We start from the raw sequence: 13095 nt of genomic DNA on the forward strand, positions 1-13095 counted from the left end.
TCATACGAGTGCTCAAATGACTGGTCGTATGACTACTTGTATCCTGATCGTCGAAATCGTCCATTATCACCGCTCCAAAAAGAACGGCAATCAGCCTATGTCGGAGCCATCATGCAAGGCGACCTCCACGCCACGCTTACCTTTTTAGCTTGGTAAGTGCAGTTGAAGTCTGATCGCGACGCAAGCCCGTGTCTCGCAAAAGTCTATCATCATCAATTAGATTATAGGTAGCGTCCATAGCGGGAATCAACTCCGCTGGCGCATCGCCAAGATCGAGGGAGTTGTTAGGGTGTCTTGCAATTTTTGGTCCTATGTATCGCATTACATCAGAATAATCGCTTATCCGTTCCAATGAAATTCCTTGGTTGCGCTCATCTGAGTGCCCCACCATATCTCCAATATCCCGTACCGTCTGATTGCCGTAAGAGTTTTGCCGGAGGAAAAGAAATAGGCTACGTAAATCCTCAACATTAAATTCACCGGTTAAGAAGCGTTGTGCGCGGATACGGTATTCGCCTTTCCTCACTCATATTTCCTTGATTGTAGATTTGAAAATGAAACATATTCCAACCCAAAAAGAAGGCGATGTCAGCGAGCGTGTAGATGCTGCGTTGCGCAAGGCGCTTTCGACTCCTCCTAAACCGCACGATAGCAAGAAGAAGCCGAAAAGGGAGTCTAATTCCGGAACAACATGACCGCTGAAACTGTAGCAGCAATCGCTGCAATTATAGCGGCGATTGCCGCAGCCCATGCCGCATTTTTCGCGCTGCGCGCGGTTGCCCTGCTTAGTGAATTAGACTCTTCGATGCGTTCTTGATCTTTTTGAGACAACCATATTCTAGCAAGGTTATGCTTTCCGTCTGTGCCAGAGCCAAAATGTCCTAATTCAAACTTTTCTCGAACGAGTTTTTCGCCCCATTCCTCAAATTCGGCATAAACAACATTGGGGTGTCTTTTTTCCATCGCTTAATCCGTCCATCGTTTTCGGGGCGACCCGATCTGGCGGGGTGAATACGTGATTTTAGGCGGCGAGTGAACGAGGTTGGTTATAGGTGAGGCGTTTCCCGCGAGCGCCCTTTAATGCCACTGCGGCGCGCTCACTGTCAGTGATGTTGCGGGTGTTGTAACGAAAATCAAATTCGTGGCAGTAGCGGCCAAGGTGGGCTTCGCTCATGTGGTGATAGGTTCCAATCACGCCGCGCTTGAATATCGAAAAGAAGTTTTCGGCGGTGTTGGAGTGCTTGAAGCCGCCCGTGGTTACATATTCCTTGGCGGAGTGATTGACGACACTGTGACCGGCAAATTCACGGCCAACCTTTGTGTAAACATGGGCTTCATCGGTCATAAGGTGGCTGGCACGATCGACATTGGTAGCGATAAGACCCCGCAACTCTTTGGCGTTCACATTGGCAACGTGGAAGCTGCGAGCATGGCCTTCGCGCTGGACTAGCACCATAACGGGTTTCTTTGGCTTCACGCGACGGGTGGCGCGGTTCTTCTGTTTGCCGCCTACATAGGTTTCATCGGCTTCTACAACGGTGTTCTGACCGCCTAGAGGGCCTTCTGGTTCAATGTTCATCGCTTCACGGATGCGGTGAGCCATGAACCAAGCGGATTTGTAAGTGATGCCGAGTGAGCGGTGAAGCTGATGGGCGCTAATGCCCTTCTTGCTGCCAGCCATAAGGCGAAAGCCGAGAAGCCATTTGTTCAGGCCGATTTTGGACCGCTCGAAAATGGTTCCAACGGTCACAGTGAAGGGCTTGCGGCAAGGGTTGCACATAACGACACCGACGCGGGTGCTTTTGCCCTTCAAGCGGGTGACGTTTTCGATCTCGCCGCATTTAGGGCAGACTGGACCGTTAGGCCAATGCAGGGCTTCGAGATGTTCCCGCGCCTTGTCTGCATCGCTGTAAATTGGGTTTGTAAGATCGCACATGGTTTATTCCTAAGCTGTTGATTAGCTTATGGACAATTCCATGTGTTACGTCAAGTATATAATTGCCCACGGTGCATATGGAGAGTCGAACGAGGTTCGGTTCCGCTTTGGAAGTACCTAGTCGTTAGGGCGTATTTTTAAATCATAATTCCAGGTGCATGAACTGGTTGAAGGCGGTCGGTTCATAGTCACCGAATGGTTCGCCAAAGACAAATCCTTGCGTGCGATACAGAGTTACTGCCGCTTCAAACTCAGCGCCGGAACCGGTTTCCAGACTTAGCAGCCGATAGCCGCGGCGCCGTGCCTCCGCGATAATAAACTCGAGAAGCGCTCTGCCGACTCCTTTGCGCAGATGACAATCAGCGGTGCGCATGGATTTGATCTCGCCAGACTCCGGCGACAATTGTTTCAGCGCACCGATGCCGTACAGATCGTCCACTTCCCAGACCGCCCAAACCGAAACGGCAGGCGACTGCAATCCGGACAGGTCCAGCGCATGCACGCTATTCAGCGGCGAGTTTTGGCGCATTCCGTCGAGATGGGCGGCGAGCAGGGCCCGAACCTGCTCGCCGCTCAGATCATCCAGCCGGATATCCAATTCAGTCCCCGGCCAATATCCGATCCATCAACTGCTGCACCGTTGGCACAAAGCCGTTGGAATAGAAGGGGTCGGTTCCGAAATTATAGGCACCGTGACCGGCAAACATCAGATGTTCCTCGACCGGTGCGCCATGGACGATTTCCTGGAGACTTTTCTGAATGCAGAAACTGCGCGGATCGGCCAGCCGTCCGGTGCTGTTATTGTCATGATCCTTCCAGGCCGAAAAACCGCAATGCGACAGACAGCCCATGCAGTCCGCCTGATCCTTGCGGATCATTTTGGATTCCTCCGGCGTGGCAAATACCAAAGTATTGTCCGGCGTCTTCATCGCCATCGTAAAGCCGAGGCCATCCCATTCGCGCGCGCGCAACAGATCGTTGCGCGTCACCCAGAAATTCTTGCCCTTGATGCCGACGTCCAGCTGATGGGTATGCTCTCCGGCCTTTTCCGTCGAATAGGGAATCTGGCGCTCCGACCGCGCTTCGAGGCTGCGCAAAAATTGGTTGCGGACGGCAGAACTGTAAAAGCCGGTCGGCGAGAATTTGTGCAGGAGGATGTCGCCCTCCTTGATCTTGGTCAACTCGCTTTTCCAGCTTTCCGGAATCGGGCTTTCCTTGGTCAGCAACGGTCGCGTACCGAACTGAAAGGCAATCTGGCCCAGTTCCTCGCTGTCGATCCAGTCTTCCCAGTCGCGCAAATGCCAGACACCACCAGCCATGATGATCGGCACGCTGTCGGCTATGCCTTCGCCGCGCATCGTCTCGCGCAGCGCCATCACGCGCGGATAGGGATCTTCGGGTTTTCGCGGATCTTCGGCATTGGACAGACCGTTATGGCCGCCAGCCAGCCACGGATCCTCGTAGACCACGGCGGCCATCAGGTCCGGAACCTTGTGATAGGCGCGCTTCCACAGCGCCCGGAAGGCACGGGCGGAGCTGATGATCGGCAGATAGTTCACGCCATATTGCTGGGCAATTTCGGACAGCTTGTAAGGCATGCCTGCACCGCAGGTCACGCCGGCCACCATCCCCCTGGTCTGCTCAAGCACGCCTTCCAGCACTTGCTGCGCGCCGCCCATTTCCCACAGGACGTTGATATTGATCGCGCCCTTGCCGTTGGAAATTTCATAGGCCTTCGTCACCTGCGCAACCGCGCCGTCGATCGCATATTCGATCAACTCCTGATGCCGCTCGTCGCGCTTCCGACCGTGATAGATTTGCGGGATGACATTGCCATCCTCGTCATAGCTGTCCGCATTGACCGCGGATACCGTACCAATACCGCCGGCGGCGGCCCAGGCTCCCGAACTGGCATGATTTGTGGCTGCGACGCCTTTTCCACCTTCGATCAACGGCCATACTTCCTGACCGTTATACTGGATGGGTTTTAAGCCCTTGAACAATGAAATCTCCTATTTTTCAAATGTCGATATAGACGGCGCTGCGCAAAAATGCTCGAAAAAACTCTGTCATGACAGTCGTGATCTTGCAGATCCAAAATCAGAACGGCCCAGCGCATGGCCGTAGAGCAAGCCATAGCGTGCCAGCATTTTGCTTTCATTATATTCTGCCTGCGCCTTCACCCGATTTTGTATCCCGATATCTTCGCGCAATTGCTGGTGCTGAACCAAGGTTGTCAGCGACTCGAAAAGCGGGCTTTCGTCTGGCAGGGGCTTGATAAAACCCTGATTGGCCTGCGACACCATCGATTTGATATCGCCAACATCGGTCGCGACCACCGGCAATCCAGCGGCCATCGCTTCAATCAACGAAATCGGGAATTGCTCGCTATCCGATGATAGCGCAAAAATGTCGAACAGGCCGATATAGCGCGCCGGTTCGGACAGGAATCCCGGCATCAGCAGACGGTCGGTCAGGCCGACGCGCTGTGCCTCTGCCAATATCCTGTCCTTTTCCGGTCCCTCGCCCACGATCACCAGCCGCACATTGTCGCCTGCTGCGGCGCAGGCCCGAACCAGTCGTGGAAGATTCTTGATCGCCCTCAACCCGGCCACCGTGCCAACGATGACGTCGCCTTCGCGCCGAATGAATCCGGGCAACGCACCCCGTTGCGGTTTTTTCTCGAAGCGTTTCACGTCGATGCCGTTCGGAATACGGTGGATCTTCTGGTCGGGCTGTTTCCAGACATCGCTGGCAATCCGCACCAATTGCTCCGAGGGGACGACCAGAGCCCGCGCGCCACCGAGGGCAAATTTGCGAAACCAGTTTCTTTTCCAGTTGAGCTTTTTCTGCTCGTCCTCGTTGAATCCATCTTCATGATGGATCAGCGGCGGCAGGCCTTCGAGCCGAGAGAAAAGCGTCCGCGCCATGACCCCGTCCATCGATCCCCAATTATAGGACAGGATCAGATCAAATTGCCGGAAATAGCTGACAAAATCACGATAACGGCTCAGCGATGGCTTTCCTGCCAGCGAAGGCGCATCGTCCGGGAACGTCACTCTCACCTTGGGATCGAGCGCCTCGCGAGCGGAAAGACTGTCGGGCTGAGCGGATAAGATGACATGTTCGGCGGCATCTCCGAAATGATTCATCAGGCGGACCGCGCGCGCTTCCTTGCCGCCCAGATTGAACGTGCTGTGGAGGTGCAGTATCTTTGCTGGCTTCATGGGATTTTCACGTATGGCTATCGGCTGTCATTCAGTCGATGCGGTGAAGCAATTGGTTGATGGCGTCAAGCGAGGCGGGTTCTTCCAGTGTCGGAGCGTGTCCCACGCGCGGGATTGTGATCAATTCGCCCTTGTCCAGTTTTTCCAGCATCTTCAGGCCGATCTGCTGGCTGAACAGGTCCGATAATTCGCCGCGCAATATCAGGGTCGGTATGTCCTTCATATTTTCCAATGCGTTCCACAAGGCGCCGCTGCCGCCGCCCTTGCTGCTGAACGGCTCAGCAATCTTCATGTCATAGTCCAGCTTGATCCGGCCGGAACTGTTCATCCGGTAAACCTTCTTGGCGAAGGCGATCCATTCCTTTAGCGTGAAGTCGGGAAAAATGTCGCTATTGTTCTCCGCCATATCCCGTCCGGCGTGAGCCCATGTGTCAAAATTACGGCCCTGACCGACATGCTCGGCAATCCGGTCGAGACCTTTCTGATCCAGTTCCGGACCGATATCGTTGAGCAATGCACCGGCAACACGCTCGGGATAATTTTTGGCCAGAAGCATCGTCACAATCCCGCCCAGCGATGTGCCGAAGAAAACCGCTCTCGCTATTGCCAACGCATCCATCGACATGATGATGTCCGAAACATATTGTTTGGGATTGTAGGTGCTGCTGTCTTTTGCATATTCGCTGGAGCCGCGACCTCGCAGATCGAGCATGATGATCCGCCGTCCGCCGTGGAAGCCCGCGCCGAGATGTTCAAAATCACGGGCATTGCGGGTCAAGCCCGGGATGCAAATGACTGGCGTCTTGCCGCTCTCGGAAGGATAGTCCCGCGCGTGCAGTTTCAATCCGTCATCGGACTCCCAGAAAATGTCCTGATAAGATTTTTCTTCACTCATGCTGCATTTGGCCTTGTGTTCGCACTTGCTGCGCGACCGATTAGCCGCCACTGTGAGAGAATGCCATATAAACCGCAATTCGAACCCGGCAAGACCGTCTATCAGCCCGATGTCCAAATCACCCAGTTGGGAGAGCTGATCGGCGATCCGGTGACAGCTGCCGAATTTCCGCAACATATTCTGAGGTTCAGAAATGACCGTTGGGACCAGAGCATCGGGCTGGATGATCTGGATGAAAAGGATTGGCTTTCCCATTTCGGCAAATTCGAGCCGCTCCCCGACAATCTGTCTCCGGCGCTTGCGCTGCGCTATCATGGCCATCAGTTCCGCAACTATAATCCGGAAATCGGCGATGGCCGAGGCTTTCTGTTTGCGCAAATGCGCGACCATGAGGGTCGACTCATGGATCTCGGAACCAAGGGCTCGGGCACGACGCCGTGGAGCCGGTCTGGCGATGGCCGGCTGACTTTGAAAGGCGCGGTCCGCGAGATTCTCGCGACCGAAATGCTCGAAGCGCTTGGGGTCAACACGTCGAAAACATTTTCGGTGGTCGAAACCGGAGAGAAATTATGGCGCGGCGACGAACCCTCGCCCACCCGGTCTGCGGTCATGACGCGGTTGAGTCACGGTCATATCCGGATCGGTGCGTTCCAGCGTATCGCTTACGAGAAAAATGAAGAACTGATGCACCGGCTGGTCACCTATTGTCTCGAACAATATTATGGCGGGGTCCAAACTGACAATCCGGCCACAGAACTGTTCGCCCATGTGGCGCAAGAAGTTGCCAGGCTGGCCGGTGCCTATATGGCCGCCGGCTTTGTCCATGGCGTGCTCAATACCGACAATATCAATATTACCGGCGAGAGCTTCGATTATGGTCCGTGGCGTTTCACGCCTTACTGGGATCCCGGCTTTACCGCTGCCTATTTTGACCATGAAGGCCTGTATTGCTTTGCCCGGCAGCCGGAGGCGCTGCACTGGAACCTCGCCCAATTTGCCAGCGCCCTGCGGCTGATTGCCGATAGTGACCCATTGGTGGCCACTCTGGAAACCTTCCCCAAGGCCTATGGCACCGCATTTACCGAGCATTTCTGCTGGCGCCTCGGCATCCAGTCCGAAGGCTTTGAAAAGGATCGGGATCTGGTTGTCGCGGCGGAAAAGGGGCTTGCGCAAAAGAGCGTCGAGATAGACCAGTTTTTCTTCGACTGGGGCAAGGCCGAAAAGCTCGACCAAGTGGAAGAGGGTTCAGCCGAATTTGCCGAGTTTCACAAGCTGATTGCCGACCGCACGCGTGCACGGCCTCCCGTTGCTGATTACTGGCAAAAGGCCAGTCCCTGCTCCATGCATATCGAGGAAGTGGAGGCGATCTGGACCGCCATTGCGGATGGCGACGACTGGAGCCTGCTCTGGAACAAGATAGCGGAAATCCGCGATATGGGTCATGCCTTGCGGAACGGCTAACCCATTTACCTGCATAGACCGGCTTGCGGATGGTTTGCCGCCGAACGATTCGGCTTTTTGGGGCTATGATCTATCGTGAGAGATGTGCCATATACCCTTATTGTTCTGCAAGACGCATTTAGAAACCAGAGGCCAATGTGACCGACCTGATATCCATCGAACCAGCAACGGGAGCCACGCTCTGGACCGGGACTAGCGGAGATCCGGAGGCTGTGGTCGCGAGCGCCCGGGAAGCCTGGCCCGGCTGGGCGGCTACCGCTTTGGTCAAGCGCATCGAGGCGGTCCGGCGCTATGCCAATCGGATCCGCACGAGTGCCGACGAACTGGCTGAACTGATCTCCCGGGAAACCGGCAAGCCGATCTGGGAATCCCGCACCGAGGTGGAATCGGTCGTCAAGAAAGTTGATATCTCGGTCGCTGCCTTCGCCGACAGAACGCCGCAGCGCCAACTGGCCAGCCCGCCCAATATGCGGGCGGCACTCCGGCACAAGCCGCACGGCGTTCTGGCCGTGCTCGGCCCCTATAATTTTCCGGCGCATCTCCCAAATGGTCATATCATCCCGGCGCTGATTGCCGGGAACACGATCATTTTCAAACCGTCGGAGAAGACGCCAGCGGTCGGTCAATATCTGGTCGATGCATTTGCCAAGGCCGGCCTGCCAAACGGAGTGGTCAATATCTTGCACGGCGGCCCCGAGATCGGCAAGCAACTGACCGCCAATGAAGGCCTGGACGGCGTGCTGTTCACCGGATCCGCGCGGACCGGCATTGCCCTCAATCGCCAGTTCGCGACCCGACCCGACAAGATACTCGCACTCGAAATGGGCGGCAATAATCCGATCATTGCCTGGGACACCGACGATGTTCACAGCGCCGCCGTTTTGATCGTGCAATCAGCCTTTTTGAGCGCCGGCCAGCGATGTTCAGCAGCGAGCCGACTGATCGTCAAGGATTCGCTTTATGATCGCATCATCAGGGAAGTGAAGCATATCTCCGATCGCCTGATCATCGACGAACCCTTTGCCACACCGGCACCGTTCATGGGGCCGGTGATCGACAACGAAACAGCCGATGGCCTGACCGAGAGTTTCCTCGCCCTGATGAGCCATGGCGGCAAGCCGATCAAGCATATCGCCAGACCGATTGCCCGCCTCCCGTTTCTGACCCCTGGGATCATCGATGTCACCGACCTTGAGGAACGGCCTGATATTGAATTGTTCGGACCCATTCTTCAGGTTGTTCGTGTCGCCGACTTCGAGCAGGCCATCGCCGAGGCCAATAACACTCGCTATGGCCTATCATCGGCACTGATTGGCGGCACCGCCCAGCAATATGACCAATTTTGGGCGAACAGCCGCGCCGGTATCGTGAACTGGAACAAAATGACCGTCGGTGCCTCCTCCGAGGCCCCATTTGGTGGCATCGGACTGTCCGGCAATCATCGACCGAGCGCTTATTATGCGGCCGATTATTGCGCCTATCCGGTCGTTTCGATGGAAGCGGAACAAGCCCGCGCGTCGATTGGCGTTGGTCTCAAGGACGAAAATGCCGCCGGAGGCGTGGAACCCGCGCCCGCCAAATAGCTAAGCTTAGGCGACCCCAAAAACTTCTGTTTTGAACATCTTGCGGGAAGCGCGCATATCGCTTCCATGGAAAATATCGCAAACAACAAGGCGTCCAAGGGTATCGTCTACCTGGTCGGCGCCGGTCCCGGAGACCCGGAACTACTGACTTTGAAAGCGGCCAGGCTGCTTGAACGCGCCGATGTGGTTATTCACGACGGCCTGGTCAGTCAGGAAATTCTGGATCTGGCGTCGCCCTCCGCGCGCTTGGTTTCGGTAGCCAAGAAGCGCTCCCGGCACAGCGTAGCGCAGGATCAGATCAATCAGATCCTGATCGACGAGGCAGCCAAGGGCAATCTGGTCGTGCGTCTCAAGGGCGGCGACCCTTTCATTTTCGGACGCGGCGGGGAAGAAGCCGATGATTGTATCGCTGCGGGTGTCGCCGTGGAAGTGGTCCCTGGGATCAGTGCCGCACTGGGCTGCGCCGCGCAGGCGAGAATGCCGCTGACCCACCGCGATGCTTCCAGCGCGGTTTCCTTTGTCGCTGGCCAATGCAAGGGCCTGTCCGACCAGAACTGGTCCGGACTGGCAGGCAAGGGTCGGACGCTGGTCATCTATATGGGCGTTGCCAATGCCGAGGCGATTGTCGAAAAACTGATCGCCGACGGGGCGGCACCCGACCTGCCCGTCGCAGTGCTGGAAAATGGCACACGCGACAATTTTCGGGCGATCCGGACATTGCTGACCGACCTTGGCGATCTTGTTCGCCGTGAAAATGTCCAGAGCCCGGCGCTGCTCGTCGTCGGCGAAGTCGCTCGCTACGGCGATGCTGAAAACAAGTTTCGGGAATTTGCTGAATTGGCGGGAGTTGTCGCATGAATATATTGACCGGAAATGACCTCAAGACCGGCGACGTGATCTGGTGGACCGGCCTTGACTGGTCGCGTTTCGTCAAGGACGCCGCCGATGTCGGCGATCAGGGCGAAGCCGTCCTGCACCGCGAAGAAGCCGCGCGCCGCGTGAACGCGCCCTATATAATCAATGCCGAACAGACGGAAGACGGCCCAAGACCGGGTCATATCAAGGATCGGGTGCGCGCGCTCGGACCCACCGTCCGGCCCGACCTGACATTGAAACCGGCCGATCCCGACGCCGGCTTATGGGTGATCTGACATGTATCAATATGACCAATATGACCAGAAAATGGTCGACACACGTGTGGAGGAATTCCGCGACCAGGTGAAACGCCGCCTCGCCGGAGATCTGACCGAAGACCAGTTCAAGCCGCTGCGCCTGATGAACGGTCTCTATTTGCAGCTCCACGCCTATATGCTGCGGGTCGCCGTTCCTTATGGCACGTTGAGCAGCAAGCAGATGCGGATGCTGGGTCATATCGCCCGCAAATATGACCGGGACTACGGTCATTTTACCACGCGCCAGAATATCCAGTATAACTGGATCAAGCTGGCAGATGCCCCAGATATTCTGGCTGATCTGGCGTCGGTCGAAATGCACGCGATCCAGACCAGCGGCAATTGCATCCGCAATATTTCCTCCGATCAATTTGCTGGCGCAACGGTGGATGAAATCGCCGATCCCCGTCCCTGGGCAGAAATATTGCGGCAATGGTCAAGCTTCCATCCGGAGTTTTCCTATCTTCCCAGGAAATTCAAATTTGCCGTGATCGCCAGCGACACCGACCGGGCAGCGATGCGACTGCACGATATCGGCATCCAGCTGGTGCACAATGACGCGGGCGAACTGGGCGCAAAATTCTTTGTCGGTGGCGGCATGGGACGGACCCCGATGATCGCTCCGGAAATTCGTGGTTTCGTGCCAGCGGACGACCTGATCAGCTATACCGAGGCCTGTCTGCGGGTCTATAACCGCTACGGACGGCGCGATAACAAATATAAGGCCCGGATCAAGATCCTGGTGCATGAGCTCGGTGCAGAAGAATATACGCGTCAGGTGGAGGAGGAATTTGCCCATATCAAGGAACTCGGCCTCGATCCCCCGATCGAGGAACTGGCGCGGATCACGGAATTTTTCGCCGATCCGGCTTTTGATCAGCAGGCAAGCGACGACATCGACCTGTCCGATCCGGATTTTGCCCTCTGGGTCGATCAGAATGTATCGGCGCACAAGCAATCCGGCTATGCGATCGCGACGATTAGCCTCAAGCCGCGCGGCGGCATCCCTGGCGATGCATCGTCGGCCCAAATCGACCTGATGGCGGACCTGGCCGAACAATATAGCTTTGACGAACTGCGCGTGACCCACAGCCAGAATATCGTGCTGCCGCACGTGAAGAAGAGCGATCTCTATACGCTTTGGCAAAAGCTTGATGAGGCAGGCCTGGCGCCGGCCAATCTTGACCTGATCACCGATAGTATCGCCTGCCCCGGACTCGATTATTGCAGTCTTGCCAATGCCCGTTCAATCCCCCTCGCTCAGAAAATCAGCGAGCGGTTTGCCGATCTTGGTCGGCAGCGGGAACTGGGCGAACTGAAACTCAAGATATCGGGCTGCATCAACGCCTGCGGTCATCACCATGCCGGTCATATCGGCATATTGGGCGTCGACCGGAAGGGTACGGAAAACTACCAGCTGCTGCTCGGCGGATCCGGCGCCGAAGACGCAAGTCTCGCCAAGATCACCGGTCCGGGTTTTACTGAAGATGGTGTAATCGACGCGATCGAAACCGTGACCGACCTCTATCTCGAACAACGCGAAGACGGGGAGCGATTCATCGATACCTATCGCCGTGTCGGCATGGAAAAGTTCAAGGAGGCGATATATGGTTGATGCTATCCGTTTGCGCGATGACGAGGTCCACGAGGAACCAGCTGTGTCGCTGGATTCCTTCCTTGATCAGTCGAATGCCACGGCGGTGCGCATCGAGGCCGGCGAGGACGCCCGGCATCTGCTGCCCTTTCTCGACCGTCTTTCGTTGATCGAGATCGATTTTACCACATTCGGCGATGGCCGCGGTTATTCCTCGGCCCAAATATTGCGGGAGTCGGGCTATACCGGCGAATTACGCGCGAGCGGCGATGTGCTGGTCGATCAGATTGCCTATCTGAAACGTTGTGGTTTTGATGCCTTCGCACCGGATTCACCCATCAATCCCAGGCTAATGGAAGAGGCACTGAATCGATACGAGCATGTCTATCAGGCAACAACAGACAGCCGCACGCCGATCTGGAAACTTCGTCATGGGTAAAGCAGCACGCAAGATCGACACGATTGATGTCCGCCCGGATTTCGTCCAGGCCGATGCCGATGCTCTGAACCAACGTTTCGAAGGCATTGACACATCGACGATGCTCAAGACATTGTTTGACGAACGTCAACTGGGTGACGTCGCCGTGGTTTCCTCCTTCGGTACCGAAAGCGCGGTCCTGCTTCATCTTGTCGCAGCGGTCGACCGGACGATTCCGGTGACTTTTGTCGATACGCTGAAAATGTTCCCGGAAACGCTGGCCTATCGCGACACTTTGGTCAGCATGCTGGGTATCAAGAATAGCAATATTGTCGAACCTGACGCCGCCGTCCTGGCCGAAAAAGACAGCAATGGCCTGCGCTGGTCCTACGATCCCGATGGCTGCTGCGAGATCCGCAAGGTCGAGCCACTGGCCCGTGCCAAGGCAGGCCTGAACAGCTGGATTTCGGGACGCAAGGCTTTTCAGTCGGTGACTCGCAACAATATCCCGCGTTTTGAAATCGATGATGGTCGCCTGAAAATCAATCCGCTCGGCGACTGGGTCAAGGATGATCTCGAAGCCTATTTCGAAAAGCATGACCTGCCGCGCCATCCGCTCGAAGCGGAAGGCTATCTCTCGGTCGGATGCGCGCCCTGCACTTCCAAGGTGATGCCCGGGGAAGATCCCCGGGCGGGACGCTGGCGCGGATGGGACAAGTCCGAATGCGGTATCCACGAGGATGTGACACTCTTGCCGGATGCAGATGATCGCGGCGTGAACGATCCCATTTTCTAGAGGCATTTCTCTC

At 56.2% G+C, this 13095-nt stretch carries 14 protein-coding genes; 7 read left to right on the forward strand and 7 right to left on the reverse strand.

Annotated elements, in window-relative coordinates; translation table 11 throughout:
- Window positions 1–136: 136 nt before the first annotated feature.
- From ACEW8J_RS01480 to ACEW8J_RS01510, 7 genes are all read right to left on the reverse strand, one after another.
- Window positions 137–526, reverse strand: a complete 390-nt coding sequence (locus tag ACEW8J_RS01480) for a hypothetical protein (protein ID WP_373489853.1) — start codon at window positions 524–526, stop codon at window positions 137–139.
- 149 nt (window positions 527–675) lie between these two features.
- The gene (locus tag ACEW8J_RS01485; RefSeq protein WP_373489854.1) at window positions 676–963 is read right to left on the reverse strand and encodes a hypothetical protein; all 288 of its coding nucleotides are present in this window, start codon (window positions 961–963) and stop codon (window positions 676–678) included.
- Between the two features lie 58 nt (window positions 964–1021).
- Window positions 1022–1936 carry an IS1595 family transposase gene (locus ACEW8J_RS01490; RefSeq protein WP_373489855.1) on the reverse strand — a complete coding sequence of 305 codons (915 nt, stop codon included), beginning with the start codon at window positions 1934–1936 and terminating at the stop codon, window positions 1022–1024.
- 142 nt (window positions 1937–2078) lie between these two features.
- Window positions 2079–2534, reverse strand: coding sequence for a GNAT family N-acetyltransferase (locus ACEW8J_RS01495; RefSeq protein ID WP_373489856.1), 456 nt, complete (start codon window positions 2532–2534; stop codon window positions 2079–2081).
- Between the two features lies 1 nt (window position 2535).
- Entirely contained in the window at window positions 2536–3939 is a 1404-nt protein-coding gene (locus tag ACEW8J_RS01500; protein WP_373489857.1) for an NAD(P)H-dependent flavin oxidoreductase, read from the reverse strand.
- Window positions 3940–4005: 66 nt separating this feature from the next.
- Entirely contained in the window at window positions 4006–5163 is a 1158-nt protein-coding gene (locus ACEW8J_RS01505; protein ID WP_373489858.1) for a glycosyltransferase, read from the reverse strand.
- 31 nt (window positions 5164–5194) lie between these two features.
- The gene (locus ACEW8J_RS01510; protein ID WP_373489859.1) at window positions 5195–6058 is read right to left on the reverse strand and encodes an alpha/beta fold hydrolase; all 864 of its coding nucleotides are present in this window, start codon (window positions 6056–6058) and stop codon (window positions 5195–5197) included.
- Window positions 6059–6118: 60 nt separating this feature from the next.
- Here ACEW8J_RS01510 and ACEW8J_RS01515 point away from each other — a divergent pair, with 60 nt between their 5' ends.
- From ACEW8J_RS01515 to ACEW8J_RS01545, 7 genes are all read left to right on the forward strand, one after another.
- The gene (locus ACEW8J_RS01515) at window positions 6119–7519 is read left to right on the forward strand and encodes a protein adenylyltransferase SelO family protein (protein ID WP_373489860.1); all 1401 of its coding nucleotides are present in this window, start codon (window positions 6119–6121) and stop codon (window positions 7517–7519) included.
- 137 nt (window positions 7520–7656) lie between these two features.
- Window positions 7657–9102, forward strand: coding sequence for a succinylglutamate-semialdehyde dehydrogenase (astD, locus tag ACEW8J_RS01520; protein ID WP_373489861.1), 1446 nt, complete (start codon window positions 7657–7659; stop codon window positions 9100–9102).
- A gap of 66 nt (window positions 9103–9168) precedes the next feature.
- Complete coding sequence (cobA, locus tag ACEW8J_RS01525) at window positions 9169–9960, forward strand: uroporphyrinogen-III C-methyltransferase (protein WP_373489862.1); 792 nt, start codon at window positions 9169–9171, stop codon at window positions 9958–9960.
- A complete protein-coding gene (locus tag ACEW8J_RS01530; protein ID WP_373489863.1) occupies window positions 9957–10253 on the forward strand; it encodes a DUF2849 domain-containing protein in 297 nt (98 codons plus the stop codon). Before cobA ends, ACEW8J_RS01530 begins: the two co-directional genes overlap by 4 nt.
- 1 nt (window position 10254) lies before the next feature.
- Complete coding sequence (locus ACEW8J_RS01535; RefSeq protein ID WP_373489864.1) at window positions 10255–11889, forward strand: nitrite/sulfite reductase; 1635 nt, start codon at window positions 10255–10257, stop codon at window positions 11887–11889.
- A complete protein-coding gene (locus ACEW8J_RS01540) occupies window positions 11882–12307 on the forward strand; it encodes a DUF934 domain-containing protein (RefSeq protein ID WP_373489865.1) in 426 nt (141 codons plus the stop codon). Before ACEW8J_RS01535 ends, ACEW8J_RS01540 begins: the two co-directional genes overlap by 8 nt.
- Window positions 12300–13082 carry a phosphoadenylyl-sulfate reductase gene (locus ACEW8J_RS01545; protein ID WP_373489866.1) on the forward strand — a complete coding sequence of 261 codons (783 nt, stop codon included), beginning with the start codon at window positions 12300–12302 and terminating at the stop codon, window positions 13080–13082. Before ACEW8J_RS01540 ends, ACEW8J_RS01545 begins: the two co-directional genes overlap by 8 nt.
- The last annotated feature ends 13 nt before the right edge of the window (window positions 13083–13095 follow it).

Source organism: Parasphingorhabdus sp. (assembly GCF_041748495.1).
In the GTDB taxonomy this organism is placed as follows: domain Bacteria; phylum Pseudomonadota; class Alphaproteobacteria; order Sphingomonadales; family Sphingomonadaceae; genus Parasphingorhabdus.

Excerpts from the sequence above, each read along its gene's own strand:
- ACEW8J_RS01530 (WP_373489863.1), top strand. The coding sequence starts at position 9,957 with ATGAATATATTGACCGGAAATGACCTCAAGACCGGCGACGTGATCTGG.
- ACEW8J_RS01535 (WP_373489864.1), top strand. The coding sequence starts at position 10,255 with ATGTATCAATATGACCAATATGACCAGAAAATGGTCGACACACGTGTG.
- ACEW8J_RS01505 (WP_373489858.1), bottom strand. The coding sequence starts at position 5,163 with ATGAAGCCAGCAAAGATACTGCACCTCCACAGCACGTTCAATCTGGGC.
- ACEW8J_RS01515 (WP_373489860.1), top strand. The coding sequence starts at position 6,119 with ATGCCATATAAACCGCAATTCGAACCCGGCAAGACCGTCTATCAGCCC.
- ACEW8J_RS01485 (WP_373489854.1), bottom strand. The coding sequence starts at position 963 with ATGGAAAAAAGACACCCCAATGTTGTTTATGCCGAATTTGAGGAATGG.
- cobA (WP_373489862.1), top strand. The coding sequence starts at position 9,169 with ATGGAAAATATCGCAAACAACAAGGCGTCCAAGGGTATCGTCTACCTG.
- ACEW8J_RS01540 (WP_373489865.1), top strand. The coding sequence starts at position 11,882 with ATGGTTGATGCTATCCGTTTGCGCGATGACGAGGTCCACGAGGAACCA.
- ACEW8J_RS01545 (WP_373489866.1), top strand. The coding sequence starts at position 12,300 with ATGGGTAAAGCAGCACGCAAGATCGACACGATTGATGTCCGCCCGGAT.
- ACEW8J_RS01490 (WP_373489855.1), bottom strand. The coding sequence starts at position 1,936 with ATGTGCGATCTTACAAACCCAATTTACAGCGATGCAGACAAGGCGCGG.
- ACEW8J_RS01510 (WP_373489859.1), bottom strand. The coding sequence starts at position 6,058 with ATGAGTGAAGAAAAATCTTATCAGGACATTTTCTGGGAGTCCGATGAC.